The 19,689-nt window shown below is 71.8% G+C and carries 18 protein-coding genes; 6 read left to right on the top strand and 12 right to left on the bottom strand.

The features are described 5' to 3' along the window. Window positions 1-57: 57 nt before the first annotated feature. The 4 genes from RM704_RS22660 to RM704_RS22645 form a co-directional block, all read right to left on the bottom strand. Window positions 58-1,086 carry a 6-phosphofructokinase gene (locus RM704_RS22660; protein WP_033528149.1) on the bottom strand — a complete coding sequence of 343 codons (1,029 nt, stop codon included), beginning with the start codon at window positions 1,084-1,086 and terminating at the stop codon, window positions 58-60. A gap of 164 nt (window positions 1,087-1,250) precedes the next feature. Continuing rightward, on the bottom strand, window positions 1,251-1,898 hold the full coding sequence (locus RM704_RS22655; protein WP_033528219.1) for a response regulator: 648 nt from the start codon (window positions 1,896-1,898) through the stop codon (window positions 1,251-1,253). A gap of 128 nt (window positions 1,899-2,026) precedes the next feature. Next, window positions 2,027-3,277, bottom strand: a complete 1,251-nt coding sequence (gene macS, locus RM704_RS22650) for a MacS family sensor histidine kinase (RefSeq protein WP_311591095.1) — start codon at window positions 3,275-3,277, stop codon at window positions 2,027-2,029. A gap of 80 nt (window positions 3,278-3,357) precedes the next feature. Next, on the bottom strand, window positions 3,358-4,173 hold the full coding sequence (locus RM704_RS22645) for a lysophospholipid acyltransferase family protein (protein WP_033528150.1): 816 nt from the start codon (window positions 4,171-4,173) through the stop codon (window positions 3,358-3,360). 186 nt (window positions 4,174-4,359) lie between these two features. On the opposite strand from RM704_RS22645, the gene RM704_RS22640 reads away from it, so the two are divergent. From RM704_RS22640 to RM704_RS22625, 4 genes are all read left to right on the top strand, one after another. Further along, complete coding sequence (locus RM704_RS22640) at window positions 4,360-5,253, top strand: alpha/beta hydrolase (protein WP_033528151.1); 894 nt, start codon at window positions 4,360-4,362, stop codon at window positions 5,251-5,253. Beyond that, entirely contained in the window at window positions 5,246-5,977 is a 732-nt protein-coding gene (locus tag RM704_RS22635) for a hypothetical protein (protein WP_033528152.1), read from the top strand. Before RM704_RS22640 ends, RM704_RS22635 begins: the two co-directional genes overlap by 8 nt. Window positions 5,978-6,173: 196 nt before the next feature. Continuing rightward, window positions 6,174-6,809: an RNA polymerase sigma factor gene (locus RM704_RS22630; protein WP_033528153.1), complete on the top strand. Its 636-nt coding sequence runs from the start codon at window positions 6,174-6,176 to the stop codon at window positions 6,807-6,809. After that, window positions 6,802-7,878: a CU044_5270 family protein gene (locus RM704_RS22625; protein ID WP_033528154.1), complete on the top strand. Its 1,077-nt coding sequence runs from the start codon at window positions 6,802-6,804 to the stop codon at window positions 7,876-7,878. Before RM704_RS22630 ends, RM704_RS22625 begins: the two co-directional genes overlap by 8 nt. A gap of 16 nt (window positions 7,879-7,894) precedes the next feature. Here RM704_RS22625 and RM704_RS22620 read toward each other — a convergent pair whose 3' ends face one another. The 6 genes from RM704_RS22620 to RM704_RS22595 form a co-directional block, all read right to left on the bottom strand. Beyond that, window positions 7,895-8,650: an endonuclease/exonuclease/phosphatase family protein gene (locus RM704_RS22620; RefSeq protein ID WP_033528155.1), complete on the bottom strand. Its 756-nt coding sequence runs from the start codon at window positions 8,648-8,650 to the stop codon at window positions 7,895-7,897. Window positions 8,651-8,773: 123 nt separating this feature from the next. Continuing rightward, window positions 8,774-9,727 (bottom strand): ROK family glucokinase, encoded by a 954-nt coding sequence (locus tag RM704_RS22615; protein ID WP_033528156.1) that lies wholly within the window; start codon window positions 9,725-9,727, stop codon window positions 8,774-8,776. 95 nt (window positions 9,728-9,822) lie between these two features. Beyond that, a complete protein-coding gene (locus RM704_RS22610; protein ID WP_033528157.1) occupies window positions 9,823-10,362 on the bottom strand; it encodes a DUF5304 domain-containing protein in 540 nt (179 codons plus the stop codon). Between the two features lie 57 nt (window positions 10,363-10,419). Then, entirely contained in the window at window positions 10,420-11,598 is a 1,179-nt protein-coding gene (locus RM704_RS22605; RefSeq protein WP_033528158.1) for an ArsA family ATPase, read from the bottom strand. 141 nt (window positions 11,599-11,739) lie between these two features. Then, window positions 11,740-12,180, bottom strand: a complete 441-nt coding sequence (locus tag RM704_RS22600; protein WP_033528159.1) for an SRPBCC family protein — start codon at window positions 12,178-12,180, stop codon at window positions 11,740-11,742. Between the two features lie 107 nt (window positions 12,181-12,287). Continuing rightward, entirely contained in the window at window positions 12,288-13,043 is a 756-nt protein-coding gene (locus RM704_RS22595; protein WP_033528160.1) for a metallophosphoesterase family protein, read from the bottom strand. Between the two features lie 355 nt (window positions 13,044-13,398). Here RM704_RS22595 and RM704_RS22590 point away from each other — a divergent pair, with 355 nt between their 5' ends. Next, on the top strand, window positions 13,399-15,195 hold the full coding sequence (locus RM704_RS22590; protein WP_033528161.1) for an AMP-dependent synthetase/ligase: 1,797 nt from the start codon (window positions 13,399-13,401) through the stop codon (window positions 15,193-15,195). Window positions 15,196-15,213: 18 nt separating this feature from the next. On the opposite strand, the gene RM704_RS22585 is transcribed toward RM704_RS22590, so the two are convergent. Together RM704_RS22585 and RM704_RS22580 are read right to left on the bottom strand one after the other, a co-directional pair. Next, window positions 15,214-16,836 carry a GMC oxidoreductase gene (locus tag RM704_RS22585; RefSeq protein ID WP_498076438.1) on the bottom strand — a complete coding sequence of 541 codons (1,623 nt, stop codon included), beginning with the start codon at window positions 16,834-16,836 and terminating at the stop codon, window positions 15,214-15,216. 156 nt (window positions 16,837-16,992) lie between these two features. Next, on the bottom strand, window positions 16,993-18,135 hold the full coding sequence (locus RM704_RS22580) for a glycosyltransferase family 4 protein (RefSeq protein ID WP_033528163.1): 1,143 nt from the start codon (window positions 18,133-18,135) through the stop codon (window positions 16,993-16,995). Between the two features lie 143 nt (window positions 18,136-18,278). Between RM704_RS22580 and RM704_RS22575 the strand changes: the two genes are divergently transcribed. Next, window positions 18,279-19,646, top strand: a complete 1,368-nt coding sequence (locus tag RM704_RS22575; protein WP_078937182.1) for a glycosyltransferase 87 family protein — start codon at window positions 18,279-18,281, stop codon at window positions 19,644-19,646. The last annotated feature ends 43 nt before the right edge of the window (window positions 19,647-19,689 follow it).

The following is a 19,689-nucleotide window of genomic DNA, read 5'->3' as shown; positions in this document are numbered from 1 at the left end:
CAGTTCCCCGCGCCCCTTTCGGGGGCACGGGGAACTGCACGCCATGACGCGCCCGTCTCAGCCGAAGAAGACGCCGACCTCGTCGTAGAGCTTCGGGTCGACGGTCTTCAGGCGGGCCGTCGCGTCGGCGATGGGGACGCGGACGATGTCGGTGCCGCGGAGGGCGACCATCTTGCCGAAGTCGCGGTCGCGCACGGCGTCGATCGCGTGGAGGCCGAAGCGCGTGGCGAGCCAGCGGTCGAAGGCCGAGGGCGTGCCGCCGCGCTGGACGTGGCCGAGGACGGTCGTACGGGCCTCCTTGCCCGTCCGCCTCTCGATCTCCTTGGCCAGCCACTCGCCGACGCCGGAGAGACGGACGTGGCCGAAGGAGTCGAGCGAGCCGTCCTTGAGGACCATCTCGCCGTCCTTCGGCATGGCCCCCTCCGCGACCACCACGATGGGCGCGTACGAGGCCTTGAACCGGGACGTCACCCAGGCGCACACCTTGTCGACGTCGAAGCGCTGTTCGGGGATGAGGATGACGTTGGCGCCGCCGGCGAGACCGGAGTGGATGGCGATCCAGCCGGCGTGACGGCCCATCACCTCCACCACCAGGACCCGCATGTGGGACTCGGCGGTGGTGTGGAGGCGGTCGATCGCCTCCGTGGCGATGCCGACCGCCGTGTCGAAGCCGAAGGTGTAGTCCGTGGCGGAGAGGTCGTTGTCGATCGTCTTGGGGACGCCCACGCACGGCACGCCGTACTCGTCCGACAGGCGTGCCGCCACCCCGAGCGTGTCCTCGCCGCCGATGGCGATGAGCGCCTCGACCTCCTGCTTGGCGAGGTTCTCCTTGATCCGGCGGATGCCGTTCTCCTCCTTGAGCGGGTTGGTGCGCGAGGAGCCGAGGATCGTGCCGCCGCGGGGCAGGATGCCGCGCACGGCGGGGATGTCGAGGCGGACGGTGTCGTTCTCCAGCGGTCCCCGCCAGCCGTCCCGGAAGCCGACGAAGTCGTAGCCGTACTCCTGCACGCCCTTGCGGACGACGCCCCGGATGACGGCGTTGAGCCCGGGGCAGTCGCCGCCTCCGGTCAGTACTCCGACGCGCATGGAAATGTCCCTTCGCCGCGGTTGCCTGGTGAGGGTCACGCTAATAGTGATCCAGGTCACTTCGGCATCCACGGGAAGCCAATTCCGGCGAATTACGGCCGCTTGAGGGTGAGTTGACCGGAGTTGATCAAATCGCCTTCACCCTATGGGGTGATTCAGCACGTTTACTCGTCGTCGAGACCACGCTCTATGGCATAGCGGACCAGCTCCACCCGGTTGTGCAGTTGGAGCTTGCCGAGGGTGTTCTGGACGTGGTTCTGGACCGTGCGGTGCGAGATGACGAGCCGCTCGGCGATCTGCTTGTAGCTCAGGCCCTTGGCGACGAGCCGCAGCACCTCGGTCTCGCGCTCGGTGAGTTGCGGGGCCTTCGGCTCGTCGGCGCCCGGGGCGGGCGCGGGCTCGGAGGCGAGGCGGCGGTACTCACCGAGCACGAGGCCCGCGAGACCGGGGGTGAAGACGGGGTCGCCGACGGCGGTGCGGCGTACGGCGTCGATCAGCTCCTCCGTCGACGCCGACTTCAGCAGATAGCCGGTCGCGCCGGACTTCACCGCCTCCAGGACGTCCGCGTGCTCCCCGCTCGCCGACAGCACCAGGACGCGCAGGGCGGGATTGGCGCCCACCAGTTCCTTGCAGACCAGTACGCCCGGCTTCGCGGGCAGGTTCAGGTCCAGGACGAGCACGTCCGGCCCGGTGGCGTGGGCGCGCCGTACCGCCTGTTCGCCGTCGCCCGCCGTGGCGACCACGTCGAAACCGGACTCGGCCAGGTCGCGGGCCACGGCGTCGCGCCACATGGGGTGGTCGTCGACCACCATGACCCTGATCGGGCCGCCGCCCCCGCCGGGCCGTGCCACCGCGTCCACCGACCCGCCGCCCACCGACGGACCGTCCGTGGGCCCTACGACCGCCGAGCCGCCGTCGTCCACGCTCTCCACGCTCTCCGTCACCGTTTCTCCGCCTTCCCCCGTACGCCCCTCGGCTCCTGTGCGGCCTTGGGTACCTTCAGTTCGACTTCCGTGCCCTGGCCCGGCACCGAGATCAGCTCGGCCGTGCCGCCGATGTCGCGCAGCCGCCCCCGGATGGAGAGGGCCACCCCGAGCCGGCCCTCGCCCTCGGCCTGGGCGAGCCGCCCCTCGGGGATGCCGGGGCCGTCGTCCCGCACCGTCACGATGATCTCGTCCGGCCAGTCCTCGACCAGGATCCAGGCCCGGGCACCGTCGCCGGCGTGCGCGCGCACATTGTCCAGGGCGGCGCCGACCGCCGCCGCCAGCTCCCGCGCGGCCCCCGGAGCGAGCGGCACCGGGCCGCCGGGCTCGGAGAAGGTGACCTTCGCGCCGGCGTACGGGGCGAGCAGGGCCCGCAGGTCCACGGGGTCCCCGGCGGCGCCGTCGTCGGGCGCGTCCGGTTCGTCCACCACGCGGACGAGGGCCCCGTGGGCCGCGTCCTCCGAGATCCGGGAGACGGGGACCAGGCCGCCGGAGACCAGGGTGCGCAGCGCGACCTCCTGCTCGCCCGCCATCCGGCCCAGTTCGGCGGCCTCGCCACCGAGGGCGGTGCCGCGCCGCTGGACCATGGCCAGGACCTGGAGGACGCTGTCGTGGATGTCGCGGGCGAGGCGTTCCCGTTCGCGGGTGGCGGCCTCGATCTCCAGGGCGCGGGCGAGGGTGCGCTCGGAGGCGCGGGCGACCTCGACGACGTAGCCGATGGCGATGGAGGCGACCCAGACCAGCAGGACGTTGTGGATGGTGTCGCGGGTGGGGGCGCCCCGGTGGATCAGGTTGGCGACGGCGACGAGCGTGGAGGCGAAGGCGGCCCACCGCCAGCCGCCCTTGACGGCGAAGGCGAGGACCGCGCCGGCGGTCCATATCGACGGCAGCGTGGGGCCTCCGGCCTCCACCCGCGCGGTGGAGTCGGCGAGCCGGGTGAGCAGGATGCCGACGATCGCGATGGTGAGGTCGGCGGCGAGGAACCGCTTGGTGCAGCTGGCGGCGCCCGCGACCTTGGGCAGGGTCACCAGCGTCCAGCCGGCCAGCACCGCGTAGTAGGCGACGGCCAGCCAGGGGCGCTCGAACTTGTCGTACGCGCTGACGAAGAGGCCGACGGCGTAGATCATCGTCAGCACCCGGTAGCCGGTGAGCGCACGCCACAGCGGCTGCTCCACCGACATCGCCATGACCCGCTCGAGCTTCGGCACGTCCCCACCCCCTGTTGACTCGCCACCGGGCACCCCCGGCATACGCGTCCGGAACGCGACCGTACCCGGAGACCCGGCGGTCACGAAGCCGGGCGCTCCTCGTCCGTGCCGTCCTTGTCGGTGCGGGCCTTCTCGGCCTGTTCCCTCAGCTCCCTGGCGGCCTGTTCCTTCTCGGCCTTGGCGAGGGCGGCCCTGGCGGCCTTGTCGGCCTCCTTCTCGGCCTTGGCCGCGTCCGCGATCTGCCGCTTGGCGGCGGTCGCGTACATGTCGACGTACTCCTGGCCGGAGAGCTTCATGATCTCGTACATGACCTCGTCGGTCAGCGCCCGCAGGACGAAGCGGTCGTGCTCCATGCCCTGGTAGCGGCTGAAGTCGAGGGGCTTGCCGATGCGGATGCCGGGGCGCATGACCTTGGGCAGGACCTTGCCCGGGGGCTGGATCTTCTCCGTGTCGATCATGGCGACGGGGATGACCGGCGCACCGGTGGCGAGGGCCACGCGGGCCAGGCCGCCGGGCTTGCCCCGGTAGAGGCGGCCGTCGGGCGAGCGGGTGCCCTCCGGGTAGATGCCGAAGAGTTCGCCGCTCTCGATGACCTGTATGCCGCTCCTGATCGCGGCCTCACCCGCGCCGCGCGCGCCGGAACGGTCCACCGGGAGCTGGCCGACGCCCTTGAAGAAGGCGGCCGTCAGCTTGCCCTTGAGGCCGGGGGTGGTGAAGTACTCGGCCTTCGCGATGAACGTGACCTTGCGGTCCAGGACCGCGGGCAGGAAGAACGAGTCCGAGAAGGAGAGGTGATTGCTCGCGAGGATCGCGGCGCCCTCGGCCGGAATGTTCTCCAGGCCCTCCACCCAGGGCCTGAAGGTGACCTTGAGCGGTCCCCCGATAGCGACCTTCATCGCGCCGTACAACAACCGAGTGCCTCTCTGTGATCCGTGGAGGAGACCTTAACCCGGACGCCCGAGGAAGAGTCCGACAGGTCCGACCGGTGTCGGGCGAAGCCCCTGGTCGGTGTCAGTGCGGTCGCGTACGGTGAACCACATCCGGACTCATTCACACCCTTCTCATGAACAGGAGACCGAACCGTGCCGGTCCTTCCTGGAGCCGAGCCGTTCCACCACGAGGGCGGGGAGGTCGGAGTCCTCCTCTGCCACGGTTTCACCGGGTCACCGCAGTCCCTGCGACCCTGGGCGGAGTACCTCGCCGAGCGTGGGCTGACCGTCGCGCTGCCCCTGCTGCCGGGCCACGGCACCCGCTGGGAGGACCTCCGCCCGACGGGCTGGCAGGACTGGTACGCGGAGGTGGACCGCGAGCTGCGGACCCTGCGTGAGCGCTGTACGCACGTCTTCGTCGCGGGGTTGTCCATGGGCGGCGCGCTGGCGCTGCGGCTGGCCGCGAAGCACGGGGACGCGGTCGCCGGCGTGATGGTCGTCAACCCGGCGAACAAGGTGCACGGCCCGGCCGCGCACGCCCTTCCCCTGCTCCGGCACTTCGTCCCCACCACGAAGGGGATCACCAGCGACATCGCCAAGGAGGGCGTCGAGGAGCTGGGGTACAGCCATGTGCCGCTGCACGCGGCCCACTCCCTGCGCACTTTCCTGCGTCTCGTCGACGGCGAACTGCCCCAGGTCACCCAGCCGTTGCTGCTGCTGCACAGCCCACGGGACCATGTGGTGCCGCCCGTCGACTCCGAGCGCGTCCTCGGCCGGGTGTCCTCGACGGACGTCACGGAGATCCTGCTGGAACAGAGCCACCATGTCGCGACGTTGGACCATGACGCGGACCGGATCTTCGAGGAGAGCCACGCGTTCGTCACCCGGCTGGTGGCGGGATCCGATGCGCCTCGCGCGACGGAGTCCGCGGCGGCGGGTGTGAAGAAGTCCGACGCGGAATCCGTACAGCAGTCTGATTCGGGGTCCGCGGATCGGATCGGTCCGGGATCCTTGGAGCAGAGGGAAGGGACGGCCACTGGTGGCTGAGCACGACTCCGAGCGTGAGCCGGAGGAGCAGGGGGCGCCGCTCGGCGCCTCACCCGGTGACTCACGGGGCGACTCCTCGGGCAGCTCCGCAGGCGGCCCCGGCAAAGGCGCCGGGGGCGCCTCGTCCGGTGAAACGCCGGGCGAGGAGCAGCTCGCGGGCGAGGAGCAGCACGTGCCGTTCGACGAGGACGCCGCCTGGCGGGCCATCGTCGCCGGGTTCGGTGAGGAGCCGCCGGACCCGCCGGGTGCCAAGCCGTTCAGGTCCGTGGAGGACCTGGCCCTCCTGGAGGCCGAGCCGGAGGAGTCCGCGGACAAGGCGTCCGACGGCGCCGCGGGGCCCGCGGCCCCCAGGCCGCTCGGCAGCTCGGTCGCCTTCGCGCCCGGTGTCGGGGCGGGCCCGCGCGACTACAGTGTGCCCGACCCGGTCGGCGAGGACACCGGCGACGAGGACTCCGACGAGGACGACGAGGACGGCGAGGGTCACTTCGTGCCGCCCGAGCCGCCCCCGCTGCCGGAGGCCGACGCGACCGCGAAGTTCGCCTGGCTGGGCGTGGTCGGCGGTCCGGTCCTGCTGCTGCTCGCCGTGCTGCTCGGCTGGGAGATGACCTGGTGGCTCACCACCCTGGGCATCGGCGGCTTCCTCGGCGGCTTCGCCACGCTGGTGATGCGGATGAAGGGCGACGACGAGGACGACGACGATCCGGGCCGGGGCGCGGTCGTCTGACCCACCGCCACCGACGTCGCGTCGCGCACGAGGGCCCGCCCGGGAACGTTCCGGGCGGGCCCTCGCCGTCGTCCGGCCCCGTGCCGCGCGCCACGGCGGCGGAATGGAACTCGATTCCGGTGAACGGCGAAGTACGGGTGCACGACCCGAACGAGCCCAAGCCTTCGAGGCGTTCGGACGAACGAGAGGAGCCCCGATGCCCGTCGGACCACCGGGACTCGGCACCCGCGAGAGAAATCGCGAGAGAGATCGCGAGGAGAGTGACGCCCGCGTGATCGAGCGGTCCCGGGACGAGCCCGAGCTGTTCGCCGTCCTCTACGACCGCCATGCCGACGCCGTGCACCGCTACGCGGCTCGGCGGCTGGGTCCCGAGGCGGCGGAGGATCTGATGGCGGAGACCTTCGCCATCGCCTTCCAGCGGCGGCACACGTACGACCTGGAGCGGCTCGACGCCCGCCCCTGGCTGTTCGGCGTCGCCACCAACCTCGTCGGCCGGCACCGGCGGGCCGAGGCGCGGCGCTTCAGGGCGCTGGCCCGGCTGCCGGAGCCGGTGGAGCACGAGGAGCCGGTCGCGGACCGGGCGGTCGCCAGGGCCGGTGCCACGGGGGTGCGCCGGGAGCTGGCGGCGGCGCTGGCCGGGTTGTCCGCACGGCACCGCGACGTGGTGCTGCTGGTGGCCTGGGCCGGCCTCGACTACGAAGAGGCGGCCCAGGCCCTCGGCGTGCCCGTCGGCACGATCAGATCCCGGCTGAACCGGGCTCGCGGCAGACTGCGCGCCGCACTGGGCGGATCCGATCCGACCGCTTTCCGAGAGGCAGACGCCCATGCGTGACATCGACGACCCGAGGGCCCTGTGGGAGCTGCGGGACCTCGCCGCCTACGACGCGGGGGCGCCCCCGCTGGACGAGGAGACCCGGCGGCGGGGGCGGGCCCGGCTGCTCGCCACCGTCACCGCGCCGGACGCGGACCGGACGCGGAAGCCGACTTTCGGGCTCGCCTCACCGGTACGGCGCCGTCCGGTCCTGCGGATCGCGCTGAGCGGGGTGGTCGCCGCCGCCGTCACCGCCGGTGTCCTGGTCGCCGTGCAGCACGACGGCGACGACGGCCGGGGCAGGACCGCGAAGCCGCCGGTGGCCGAGCTGCCGCCGATGCGGAACGTGAGCGCGCGGGCGGTGCTCAACGGAGCGGCCGCCTACGCGCGCCGGCACGAGAAGCAGGTCAGCCCGCGGGACGACCAGTTCCTGTACACCAAGGAGATCATCAAGGAGACCGACCAGAAGACCGGGAGGACGAAGACCCACGTCGCCGAGAACTGGCGCTCGGTGGACGGCTCCAAGCGCTCGTGGGTCATGGAGCTCGGCAAAGGATGGTGGGCACCACCGCTGGCGGACAACGAGAGCGTGTGGCCGCCCCAGGACTGGAGCAGGCTGCGGAAGCTGCCGACCGACCCGGAGAAGCTGATCCTGGCGGTCCAGCGGGAGTTCTTCGGGCGCCAGAAGAAGAACACCTCCCTGGACGACATCACCGACCAGGAGTGGTCGCACATCCACTTCAGCCTCGCCGGGCTGCTCAAGCTGGTCCCGGTGATGCCCGAGGGGCTGCGGCCGGCGGCCTACGAGGCGCTCGGGATGGTGCCGGGCGTCAAGGCGGTGCCGAACCAGAAGGACGCCAAGGGACGGGTCGGCGTGGCCATCACCTACAAGGACCCGACCCTGCCCGAGGGAGCCACCAGCTACGGCGGCTACTTCATCTTCGACCCGGTGACCTACGCCTTCCTCGGCTGCCGGGACGAGCGTTCCTCGGGCGACGGCAAGGACATGAAGACGTACACCCAGCTCTCGTACCTGGACAGTTGGGCGATCGTCGACCGGGTCAAGGAGCACCCGTCGGCCGCCGGCTAGCGGCGGTACGACACCTCTAGGCGTCGGCGGGGACCCTGAGGGCGGCCAGGACCGGCAGGTGGTCCGTGGCCGCCCTCAGGTCGTCGTCGGTGATGCCGGGGAGGTCGAGGGGGACGCCGCAGCCGAGGACCTCGATGCCGGGGGTGGCCAGGATCGCGTCGATGCGCTGGTGGGGGTCGGTGGGGGTGGAGGTGTACTCGCCGCCCCACGGGCTGGTGGTCCAGCAGTCCTGGAGTTCGCCGGCGAGGCGGCGGAAGGTGCGGCCGTGCGGGCGCTCGTTGAGGTCGCCGCCCGCGACCGCGTGCGGCACGCCCAGGCCGGCGAGGTGGTCCAGGAGCATGCCGCCCTGCTCGTACCGCTCGTCCTTGTGGAGGGAGAGGTGGCAGGACAGGACGCCGAGACGGGCGCGGCCGAAGCGGACCACGGCCGTGGCGAAGCCGCGTCGGTGCAGGCCCGGAGTGAGGGGCAGGAGGACGTCCTCGGTGTGCTCGACCGTGGCGCGCAGGCCGCACAGCAGCGCGGGCCCCGAGGCGGTGGCCCCGCCGGAGAGGGTGACCAGGCCGGAGGCGGCGGCGAGCCTGGCGAGCTTCTTGCGCCAGCGGAAGAAGCGGGGGGCCTCCTGGACGAGGACCAGGTCGGGGGCGCAGGCGGTGATCACTCGGGCGAGGGCGGAGGTGTCGTCGCGCATGGAGCGGATGTTGTAGCTGAGGACGCGGATGGTGGCCGAACCGTCGGGGTCGGTGCGGGAGTTGGGCAGCGGGATGGTCGCCATGCGGATCAAGATACGCCTAAGAGCTCGGGGCTTTTGTCCGTTTGCGACTGCAGGTGCGTCATGGTTGGTCGCGCGTTCCCCGCGCCCCTGAAAACGGGGCGCGGGGTTGCCGTCGACCGGTGTCTACATGATCGGGTCAGGTTCTCTCGCCAGGTCCGCCGCGCCCACCAGGCCCGCCTCGTTGCCCAGCCGGGCGGCGATGACCTCGGCGACCGGGCGCCAGTTGCCGCCCACCAGCCAGCGCTTGTAGGACCTGCGGATGGGGTCGAGGACCAGTTCGCCCTCGTCCGACAGGCCGCCGCCGACGATGAAGGCGGAGGGGTCGAAGAGGGAGGCGAGGTCGGCGAGGCCGGCGCCGGCCCAGCGGGCGAGTTCGCGGTAGGAGTCGACGGCGACGGGGTCGCCCTGGCGGGCGGCCATGGAGATGTGCTTGCCCTCGATGCCGTCGGGGGTGCCGTCGCCGAGGCCGAGGAGGAGTTCCGCGTTCTCCGGGGTGGCGTTGGCGCGCTGCTTGGCGTAGCGGACGAGGGCCCGGCCGGAGGCGTACTGCTCCCAGCAGCCCTGGCTGCCGCAGCCGCACAGCAGGCCGTCGGGGACCATCCGGATGTGGCCGAACTCGGCGGCCACGCCGTAGTGCCCGCGGCGCAGCTTGTTGCCGATGATGATGCCGCCGCCGAGACCGGTGCCGAGGGTGATGCAGATGACGTTGCGGTGGCCCTTGCCGGCACCGAACTTGTACTCGCCCCAGGCGGCGGCGTTGGCGTCGTTCTCCACGACGACCGGCAGGCCCACGCGGGCCTCGACCTTCTCCTTGAGCGGCTCGTTGCGCCAGTCGATGTTCGGGGCGAAGTAGACCGTCGACCGCTGACGGTTGACATAGCCGGCCGCGCCGATGCCGACACCGACGATCTCGTGTCCGGCTCGCGCGCCCTCGACGGCGGCGGCGATGGCGTCCACGATCCCCTCGGGCGTGCCCGGGGTCGGCACCTTGTGGGTCGAGAGGATGTTGCCTTCCTCGTCGACCACACCGGCCGCGATCTTGGTACCGCCGATGTCGACGCCGATGGTGAGTCCCATGAATCCCTCAGTTTCGGTCGAGCCCCGCTACGGCCAACCGTACCCGAGGCCCTGCCCCGGGACTCCCGGCGTCCGCCCGGCGGACGGGCCCGCCGTCAGTCCAGGTCGATGCGCTCCCCGGGCCCCGGATCGTCCCCCTGGTCGTGGCCTCCCTGGTGGCCGGTGCCCCGGTTCGTCCAGCGGCGCTCCTGGGCCTCGACGGCGGAGCGGTACGCGGCGAGGAGTTCACCGCCGGCGGCGGCGAGATGGTCGAAGACGTCCGGGTTGCGTTCGATGACGGGTTCGACGGCGGCCTTGGCCTGTCGGACGACCTGGTTGACCATCTGCTGGGCCGCGCCGCCGGCGACCGCGCCGAGCAGGGGCGACTGCAGCCCGGACAGCTTGTCCGCGACGGTGTCGACCAGCTTGCGCAGTTCCTCGGCGGCCGAGCCCGGGGGCGGCCCGTACCGGGCGCGACGGCGGGCCTTCTCCGCGTTCAGATCCTCCTCGCACGCCGTCGCCCAGGCGTCGGCGTCGGTGGCGCGCGCACGGTCGCTCTCGCGTACCTGCTCGGCCGTCGGTGCCTCCTCGGCCGCGTCCCTGCGAGCGGCCGCGTCCTCACGAGCGGCGTCGGACGTGGGGCGCTCTTCGCTCATGGCGGGCTCCTGCCTACGGTTCGTACCTTCGACGTTACCCGAACGGCCGTATGCGGTTCACCGGGTCCGGGGCCACAACTGCGGGTCCGGCGCGAATCGGATCCTCAGGCTGCCGTCGCGCAGGGCCGCGCCGTCGACGGTGCAGCGGCGCAGTGCCGACGGCAGCGGAACGATACGGCGCATCGGGCCCGCCGTGACGACCAACTCGTCGCCGCGCCGGATGAGATCCAGCTCGTCCCGTATCGCGCCGGGCAGCGGGATGTGCCACACGAGCACGCCCTCGTCCCCGAGGTTGTCGGTGACGGGCCAGACGACGCGTGCGGGAGAGTCACCCGTACCGGGTACACCGAGAGCGGCGAGGTCGTCGGGGCCGCGGGGGTCGCGTCCGAGGTGGCCGACGCCCCGTACGGGACGGGTCGCGCCCTGCTCCTCCCACTCCTCCCACGCCTTGCGCTGCTGGGCGACGAGGCCGGCGAGCCAGGTGTCGTGCGTGCCCTGGGGCAGGACGCGGTTGGCGATCAGCAGGTCGACGGGGAGGGCCCGCAGGGCGAGTCCGACGCCCGCGAGGCGCATCTGGTCGGCGCCGGCCGGGCCGGGCTCCGCGACCAGTCGCACACTCGTGCCCGGGTCCTCGACGATCGCGGCGACGGCGGCCAGTTCGACGTCCCAGCGGGCGGCCGTCTCGTACAGCCACTCGGAGGGCATCGGCACTCCGGCGAGCCGGCCGAGGACCGGCCGCAGCGCACGGGCCGCCTGCCGCTCCGGCGGGAGCAGCCGGCGCAGGTACCGCCGCAGTTCCTCCGGGAGGCCGAGCAGGGCGAGGGCCTGCGGTGCGGGGGGCAGGTCGACGACGAGCAGGTCGTACGCCTCCGACAGCGCGGCGTCGCGCAGCGCCCGCAGCAGGGCGAGCTCCTCGGCGCCGGGCAGGGGCGTGAGCTCCTCGGCGTCCAGCCGTCCCGCTCCCAGCAGGTCGAGGACGGACGTGGCGCGCTCCTGGAAGGCGACGAGGTCCTCGCGGAAGCCGGCCGCGGCGTCGGGGCGCCAGGCGGTGAGGTTCGGCGCCACCCGCACGGGTCGCGGTCCCGTGGCCGTGCCGAGGGCCGCGCCCAGCCCGTCCGCGCGGTCGGCGCTCAGGACCAGCGCGCGTGTCCCCGCGCGGGCCGCGTCCAGCGCCGTGGCCGCCGCGACCGTCGTACGGCCGCTGCCGCCTTGCCCGGTGATCAGGATGGTGCGCATGGGGGTGAACGGTAACCCAGTTCCGGACCCTCGGTGACGACAGCGCGGCGCGCCCCCTCGGAGGCGCAGGGAACCGCGCGACCTGCCAGGACGGCCCGCCACCGCGACCCGGCGCAGCGCGCCGCCCCGGCGGGCGCAGCGCTACGCCCCCGACTCCACCCGCTTCTTCAGGCCCGCCAGCGCCCGGTCGATGATGACCTTCTCCGCCTTGCGCTTGATCATCCCGAGCATGGGGATCTTGACGTCGACGGTGAGCTGGTAGGTCACCTCGGTCACCGAGTCGCTCACCGGCTTGAGGATGTAGGAGCCGTCGAGGGAGCGGAGCATCTGGGACTTGACCAGGGTCCAGGAGACCTCGTTCGCCCCGCTCCAGGTGTACGCCAGCGTCTGGTCGTCCTTGATCGCGCCCGCGTCCATGACGAGCCGGACCTGCTCGGCGCGGCCCTGGGCGTCGGTCTGAAGCACCTCCGCCTCCTTCACCTCGCCCGTCCAGTCCGGGTAGCGGGCGAAGTCGGCGATCACTCCCATGACGTCTGCCGCCGCAGCCTCGATCGTGATGCTCGAACTCGTGAATTCCGCCATCGCCGTGGCTCCTCCAGGGACTGTCCGGTGAGGGAGGTGGGTGCGCACGTATGTGCAGCGTGAAGGCTACCGCGCGCCCGCCGAACCCTTGGCACCCCACCCGGCGTTCACCACTCCAGCGCCCACGGCTTCCCGCTGCCCGCGAAGTGCCCGACGTTGACGCACTCCGTCGCCCCGATCCGCATCCGCCGGGCCAGCGGCTGGTGGACGTGCCCGAACAGCGCGTACCGGGGGCGGGTCCTGCGGATCGCGTCCAGCAGCGCGCGGCTTCCCCGTTCGAATCGGCGCGCCACCGTGTCGTAGACCAGTTCGGGCACCTCCGGCGGGATGTGCGTGCACAGCACGTCCACCTCTCCCACCGCCTCGATCTTGGCCGCGTACTCCTCGTCGCTGATCTCGTAGGGGGTCCGCATGGGGGTGCGCAGACCGCCGCCCACGAAGCCGAAGACCCGGCCGCCGATCTCCACCCGTTCGCCGTCGAGCACGGTCGTCCCCGGGCCCGCGTACTCGGGCCACAGTTTCGGTATGTCGACGTTGCCGTAGGTGGCGTACGTCGGTGTGGGGAAGGCCGCGAACAGTTCTGCGTACTGCTTGCGGACGGCCCGCTCGATCACGGCGGAGCGGTCCTCGCCCACGCCGGCCCAGAGCCGGGCCCCGAGTTCGCGCGCCTCCTCGAACCGCCGGGCGGTGCGCAGTTCGACGAGCCGGGTGGCGTTCTCGGCGCCGAAGAGGTCGGGGAAGATGCCGCGGGAGTGATCGGCGTAGTCGAGGAAGAGGACGAGATCGCCCAGGCACACCAGGGCGTCGGCGCCCTCACCCGCCGAGGCCAGGTCGTGCGCGTTGCCGTGCACGTCGCTGACCACGTGAATGCGCGTTCTGCCGTTACCGTCCGGTGTGCGTGCCATGACGATCAAGCGTAGGCGTGTGCGGCATACGTGAACAGAGCCGGTCGCACGTGCGGTTACTGGCCAGTCAGCAAGTGAGAGGATTATTCTTCCCGGGGAGAGCCCCCATGTGTGACGCGGAGAACATCTCACCGGACCCCCCTCGCGGAGAGGCCATACCGACGGGTAACGTCCGGGCAGTCCAGTTGTGCTCAGGTTTTCAACCAGTCAGACCCAAGGAACCACGCGGGACCTGAGCGCTCGCCCAGCCTTGGACCGCACCGTCGCAGCAACACAGAGTCGTGGCGCCGGCGCCCTATGAGGAGCAGCAGTCTTGCGCGAGTTCAGCCTTCCGGCTTTGTACGAGGTCCCGACGGACGGCAATCTGACCGACATCGTCCGCAGAAACGCCGCGCAGCATCCCGATGTCGCCGTGATCGCCCGCAAGGTGGGCGGCGCCTGGCAGGACGTGAACGCCGTCCAGTTCCTGGCGGAGGTGCGCACCGCGGCCAAGGGGCTCATCGCCGCCGGGGTCCAGCCGGGCGACCGGGTCGGCCTGATGTCCCGCACCCGTTACGAGTGGACCCTGCTGGACTTCGCGATCTGGACGGCCGGCGCGGTCACCGTGCCGATCTACGAGACCAGCTCGCCGGAGCAGGTGCAGTGGATCCTCGCCGACTCGGGCGCGACCGCCATGATCGTGGAGCTGGACGGGCACACGGCCGCCGTCGAGTCGGTGCGCGACCGGCTGCCGGCGCTGAAGCACGTCTGGCAGATCGAGGGCGGCGGGGTGGAGGAGCTGGGCCGCCTCGGCCAGGACGTCACCGACGCGGCCGTCGACGAGCGCAGTTCGCTGGCGAAGGCCGACGACCCGGCGACCATCGTCTACACCTCCGGCACCACGGGCCGCCCGAAGGGCTGCGTGCTCACCCACCGCAGCTTCTTCGCCGAGTGCGGGAACGTGGTGGAGCGGCTGCGGCCCCTGTTCCGTACGGGCGAGTGCTCGGTCCTGCTCTTCCTCCCGCTCGCGCACGTCTTCGGACGGCTCGTGCAGGTCGCGCCCATGATGGCGCCGATCAAGCTGGGCACCGTGCCGGACATCAAGAACCTCACCGACGAGCTGGCCTCCTTCCGTCCGACGCTGATCCTCGGTGTGCCGCGGGTGTTCGAGAAGGTCTACAACTCGGCGCGGGCCAAGGCGCAGGCGGACGGCAAGGGCAAGATCTTCGACAAGGCCGCGGACACGGCGATCGCGTACAGCAAGGCGCTGGACAGCGCGTCGGGCCCGGCCCTCGGCCTGAAGATCAAGCACAAGGTGTTCGACAAGCTCGTCTACAGCAAGCTGCGCGCGGTGCTGGGCGGCAAGGGCGAGTTCGCGATCTCGGGCGGCGCCCCGCTGGGCGAGCGCCTGGGCCACTTCTTCCGGGGCATCGGTTTCACGGTCCTGGAGGGCTACGGCCTCACCGAGTCCTGTGCGGCGACCGCGTTCAACCCCTGGGACCGGCAGAAGATCGGTACGGTCGGGCAGCCGCTGCCGGGATCCGTCGTCCGGATCGCGGACGACGGGGAGGTGCTGCTGCACGGCGAGCACCTGTTCAAGGAGTACTGGAACAACCCGGGCGCGACCGAGGAGGCGCTGGCCGACGGCTGGTTCCACACCGGTGACATCGGCACCCTCGACGAGGACGGCTATCTCCGGATCACCGGCCGCAAGAAGGAGATCATCGTCACCGCGGGCGGCAAGAACGTCGCCCCGGCCGTGATCGAGGACCGTATCCGCGCCCACGCGCTGGTCGCGGAGTGCATGGTGGTGGGTGACGGACGGCCGTTCGTCGGCGCGCTGGTCACCATCGACGAGGAGTTCCTGGGCCGTTGGGCCGCCGAGCACGGCAAGCCGGCGGGCTCCACCGCGGCGTCGCTGTGCGCGGACGCCGATCTGAACGCGGCCGTCCAGGCCGCGATCGACGACGGCAACGCCGCGGTGTCGAAGGCGGAATCGGTGCGGAAGTTCCGCATTCTGTCCTCCCAGTTCACGGAGGAGTCGGGCCACCTGACGCCGTCCCTGAAGCTCAAGCGCAACGTGGTGGCGAAGGACTACGCGGACGAGATCGAGGCGATCTACCAGAAGTAGTTCAGACGCGTACGACGGTCATGGCGCGGTGTCCTCCACGAGGACCCGCGCCATCGTGCGTTCCGCGAGCGCGGTGATCGTGACGAACGGGTTCACCCCGATCGAGCCGGGCACCAGCGAGCCGTCGGTGACGTACAGCTTCGAATACCCCTTCACCCTCCCGTAGCCATCGGTCGCCTTCCCCAGCACACAGCCGCCCAGCGGGTGGTACGTGAAGTCGTCGGCGAACACCTTGTTGGACGAGCCGAACAGGTCGTACCGGTACATCGTGGAGTTGGCGGAGTTGATCCGGTCGAAGAGCTTCTTGGCCATGGACGAGGAGACCGCGCTCTGGGCGGCACTCCAGCCGAGCTTCGCCGAGTCGCCGGCGGCGTCGTAGGTGAAGGAGGCGCGCTCGGTGTTCTTGGTGATCGCCAGGTAGAGGCTGACCCAGTGTTCGAGGCCGGTGGGCAGCGGGGCGATCTCGGCGAAGACGGGGTTGGCGGTGTTGGCCCAGTCGTCGATGCCCATGACCGGCATGGTCGACTGGTTCGCCCCGACCGTGTCCCACAGGTGGTTGGCCCGGCCGAGCATCACGTTGCCGTTCGGGCCCCAGCCGGCGCCGACACTCGTGTCCAGCGCGGGGAGGGTGCCCTTCGCCCGTGCGCGGACGAGGAGTTCGGTGGTGCCGACGCTGCCGGCGCCGAGGAACAGGTAGGTGCAGCCGTACTCCTTGGTCTCGACGACCGTGCCCGTGCCGTCGATACGGTCGACGGTGACGACGTACGTGCCGTCGCTCAGCCGGCGGATGCCCCTGGCCCGTTCCAGGGTGTGGAGGGTGACGTTGCCGGTGCCGAGGGCGGCGGCCAGGTACGTCTTGTCGAGGCTCTTCTTGCCGTGGTTGTTGCCGTAGATGACCTCTCCGGCGAGGGCCGACTTCGTCGCCGTGCCGGCGGCCTCGCGCTGCATGTGGCCGAAGTCGTAGACGCTGGGCACGAAGGTGGTCCTCAGGCCGGTCTTCTCGGCGTGGGCCCGGGAGATCCGGCTGAAGCGGTACCACTCGGTGGACTCGAACCACGCGGGGTCGATGGTGTTGACGCCGAGCATGGCGCGGGCGCGCGGGAAGTACGTCGAGTACATCTCGGCGGTGTCGACGGTCGGGAACTGCTCGGCGAAGTACGACCGCAGCGGGGTGACGGCCATGCTGCCGTTGACGAGGGAGCCGCCGCCGACGCCCCGGCCGAGGAAGACCGACATGTTGGCGTAGCGGACCCGGTCCAGCACGCCGGGGTGGGGGCTGATGTCCTGGTTGACGACGTCCAGCCAGAGGAACGTGGCGAGCGGGGCCTCGGTCCGGGTCTTGAACCACATGGACCGCTCGTCCGGTTCCCTGGTCGAACAGAAGATCTTGCCGTCGGAGCCGGGCGTGTTCCAGGCCTTGCCCATCTCCAGGACGAGGGTGCGGATGCCGGCCTGGCCGAGCCGGAGGGCGGCCACGGCGGCGCCGTAACCGGAACCGATGACGATCGCCGGGGCGTTGTCGACGGCGTCGGGCTCGACCGCGTGCGCGGACCGGAGATCGATGCGGGTGAGGCCGAGGGCGGCCGCGGTCTGGAGCGCGGCCATACCAAGTATGTGACGTCTCGTCAGCTGACGTTGCATCAGTTTTGCTGTCATGTGCGCAGCATGTGCGGATTTTCGGGCTCCGACTAGAGGCCGCGTCCGACCGGGAGCTCCTACCGGGGCGCCGGGTGATCCTGAAAGGCGAGTTCCGGTCGTCTTGTGGCTGGTCGCGCGGCTCCCCGCGCCCCTACGGACCTACAGCAGGGTTTTCAAAGTTTCCGCCAAGAGGTCCCAGCGCCATTTCTCCTCCACCCACTCCCGTCCCCGCTGTCCCATGCGGGCCCGGAGCTCCGGGTCGCCGAGGAGGGTGACGACGCGTTCGGCGGTGTCCGTCGAGGAGCCGCCCCGTACGACCCAGCCGGTCTCGCCGTCGAGCACGGCGTCGGGGGCGCCGCCGGAATCGCCCGCGACGACGGGCAGACCGGTGGCGGAGGCCTCCAGGTAGACGATCCCCAGCCCTTCGACGTCCAGACCGCCCCGGCGGGTGCGGCACGGCATGGCGAAGACGTCACCGGCGCCGTAGTGGGCGGGCAACTCGGACCAGGGGACGGCGCCGGTGAAGCGGACGGATCCGGCGACCCCGCTCTCGTGGGCGAGCCGGCGCAGCTCCTTCTCGTACGGTCCGCCGCCGACGATCAGGAGCACCGCCTCGGGCTCCGCCGCGAGGATGCCGGGCATCGCCCGGATCAGCGTGTCCTGCCCCTTGCGCGGCACCAGCCGGGAGACGCAGACGACGACGGGGCGGTCGGTGAGGCCCAGCCGGGCGCGGACCTCGGCGCCGCCGGAGCCCGGGTGGAAGGTCTTCTCGTCGACGCCGGGCGGCAGCTGGACCATCCGCCCGGCCGCGTCCGGTGTGAGGGCCGTGGCGATCCGGGAGCGGGTGTACTCGCCCAGGTAGGTGATCGTGTCCGTGCCCTCGCCGATGCGCCGCAGCAGCTGCCGGGCGGCGGGCAGCTGCGCCCAGCCCGCCTCGTGGCCGTGCGTGGTGGCCACCAGCCGCCGCGCGCCCGCCCGGCGCAGCGCGGGAGCCATCAGGCCGAGGGGGGCCGCCGCACCGAACCACACCGACGTACAGCCGTGCTCGCGCAGCAACGAGACCGCGCGGCGGGTGACGGCGGGTGTCGGCAGCAGCATGGTCGTCCGGTCACGGAGGACGGTGAAGGGCTGCTCGGCGTCGAAGGCGGCCGTCGCCTCCACGCCCTCCCGGCTCCGCTTCCACGTCGACGCGTAGACGACGAGGCGCTCGGGGTCCAGCCGCAGCGCCATGTTGTGCAGAAACGCCTGGATGCCGCCGGGCCGGGGCGGGAAGTCGTTGGTCACGATCAGGGTCTTGTGCATCGTCGCCGACCCTACCGAACGGCCCCCCGCCCACCCGCCCCGGCCATGCTGCACGGCGGCCTCACAGCCCGGCGGGGGATCATGTCCCTCACCAACACGAACCAGCGCGCGGACGGACAGGGACTCACGTGGCTCAGACGGACATGACGGGCTCGCGACGGCTCCCGTTCGGGCTGCTCACCCTCTGGGGCGCGACCCGGCTGCTCCTGCTGCTCTTCGTCTTCAAGGTGTTCGTGTTCCCGGGGCCGGACGTCACCGGCGACGTCTCGGTGATCTACCAGGGCTGGTACGGGACCCTGCGTGCGGGAACGTATCCCCTGGACGACGTCACCTGGCAGTACCCGCCCGCCGCCGCCCTGGCGATCCTCTCCCCCGCGCTGCTGCCCTTCCTGGACTACGCGTCGGCCTTCTTCGTCCTCGCCCTCCTCGCCGACCTGGCCGTGCTCGCCCTGCTGCTGTACGCGGGCGCGCGTCCCGGGAAGACCTGGCGCGGCGCGCGGGTGTGGGTGGCGGGCCTGCCCCTGCTGGGTCCGACCGTGTACGCCCGGTACGACGTGATGGTGACGGCGGTCGCGGTCGCGGCGCTCCTGGCCGGCAGCCGCCATCCGCGCGCGATGGGGGCGCTGACGGCCTTCGCGGCCCTGCTGAAGGTGTGGCCGGCGCTGCTGCTCCTGGGCGCCCGCCGGCGCGCCGCCTGGGCCTGGGCGGCGGCCACCGGCCTCACGCTGGCGGCCGGCTTCGCCCTGGCCATGCCCGGCGCCTTCGCCTTCCTGACCTTCCAGCGCGACCGGGGCACCGAGGTGGAGTCGCTGGGCGCGCTGGTGTTCCATGTGGCCCGGCAGTTCGGCTGGGAGGGGGAGGTACTGCTCAACTACGGCTCGGTGGAGTTCCTCGGCCCGCACGTCGACGTCGTCAGCGACGCGGCCCTGGTCCTCAGCGGGGTGGCCTTCGCCTGGCTGCTGCTGTGGCGGGTGCGGGCGCGGCGGTTCGCGCCGCACACCCTCGCGGACGCGGCGTTCGTGGGGGTCCTGATGTTCACGGCCACGAGTCGGGTGATCAGCCCTCAGTACATGGTGTGGCTGGTGGGCCTGGCCGCCGTCTGTCTCTGCTTCCGGGCGAGCCGTATGGGGCCCCCGGCGGTCATGGTCCTGGTGGCGTCCTTCGTGACCGTCCTGGAGTTCCCGATCTGGTTCGGCCACGTCGTGGCCAGCGACTGGCTGGGCGTCACGCTCCTCTTCGTCCGCAACGGCCTCCTCGTCCTGGCGGCGCTCCTGGCGGCGTTCGCATTGTGGCGGGAGACGGTGGTGGGGGGCGCGCCCCGGGGCGGGCCGAGCGTGCGAAGGAGCGGTTGGGTTCCTGAGGGTGGGGATGCGTGGGGTGCGTTGTCGGGTGCGGGTCCGGTGGGGCTTCTCGCGCAGTTCCCCGCGCCCCTGAAAAGCAGGGGCTGCGCCCCATGCTTTTCAGACCCGCAGGGCCGTCGCCTTTCAGGCCCGCGGGGCCTGGGCTTTTAGGGGCGCGGGGAACTGCGCGACCAGCCCCCACGCACCCGCACCC

It is taken from the genome of Streptomyces gottesmaniae (genome assembly GCF_031845845.1).
Lineage (GTDB): Bacteria > Actinomycetota > Actinomycetes > Streptomycetales > Streptomycetaceae > Streptomyces > Streptomyces akebiae.
Note: the sequence above shows the minus strand (reverse complement) of the source record. Positions and strands in the feature narration are given on the sequence as shown.

What these genes read in the sequence shown, in the direction of transcription:
- RM704_RS22600 (WP_033528159.1), bottom strand. Translation starts at nt 12,180, where the DNA reads ATGGCGGAATTCACGAGTTCGAGCATCACGATCGAGGCTGCGGCGGCA.
- RM704_RS22575 (WP_078937182.1), top strand. Translation starts at nt 18,279, where the DNA reads ATGACGGGCTCGCGACGGCTCCCGTTCGGGCTGCTCACCCTCTGGGGC.
- RM704_RS22645 (WP_033528150.1), bottom strand. Translation starts at nt 4,173, where the DNA reads ATGAAGGTCGCTATCGGGGGACCGCTCAAGGTCACCTTCAGGCCCTGG.
- RM704_RS22580 (WP_033528163.1), bottom strand. Translation starts at nt 18,135, where the DNA reads ATGCACAAGACCCTGATCGTGACCAACGACTTCCCGCCCCGGCCCGGC.
- RM704_RS22610 (WP_033528157.1), bottom strand. Translation starts at nt 10,362, where the DNA reads ATGAGCGAAGAGCGCCCCACGTCCGACGCCGCTCGTGAGGACGCGGCC.
- RM704_RS22615 (WP_033528156.1), bottom strand. Translation starts at nt 9,727, where the DNA reads ATGGGACTCACCATCGGCGTCGACATCGGCGGTACCAAGATCGCGGCC.
- RM704_RS22630 (WP_033528153.1), top strand. Translation starts at nt 6,174, where the DNA reads ATGCCCGTCGGACCACCGGGACTCGGCACCCGCGAGAGAAATCGCGAG.
- RM704_RS22660 (WP_033528149.1), bottom strand. Translation starts at nt 1,086, where the DNA reads ATGCGCGTCGGAGTACTGACCGGAGGCGGCGACTGCCCCGGGCTCAAC.
- RM704_RS22655 (WP_033528219.1), bottom strand. Translation starts at nt 1,898, where the DNA reads ATGGTGGTCGACGACCACCCCATGTGGCGCGACGCCGTGGCCCGCGAC.
- RM704_RS22625 (WP_033528154.1), top strand. Translation starts at nt 6,802, where the DNA reads ATGCGTGACATCGACGACCCGAGGGCCCTGTGGGAGCTGCGGGACCTC.
- RM704_RS22585 (WP_498076438.1), bottom strand. Translation starts at nt 16,836, where the DNA reads ATGCAACGTCAGCTGACGAGACGTCACATACTTGGTATGGCCGCGCTC.
- RM704_RS22620 (WP_033528155.1), bottom strand. Translation starts at nt 8,650, where the DNA reads ATGGCGACCATCCCGCTGCCCAACTCCCGCACCGACCCCGACGGTTCG.
- RM704_RS22605 (WP_033528158.1), bottom strand. Translation starts at nt 11,598, where the DNA reads ATGCGCACCATCCTGATCACCGGGCAAGGCGGCAGCGGCCGTACGACG.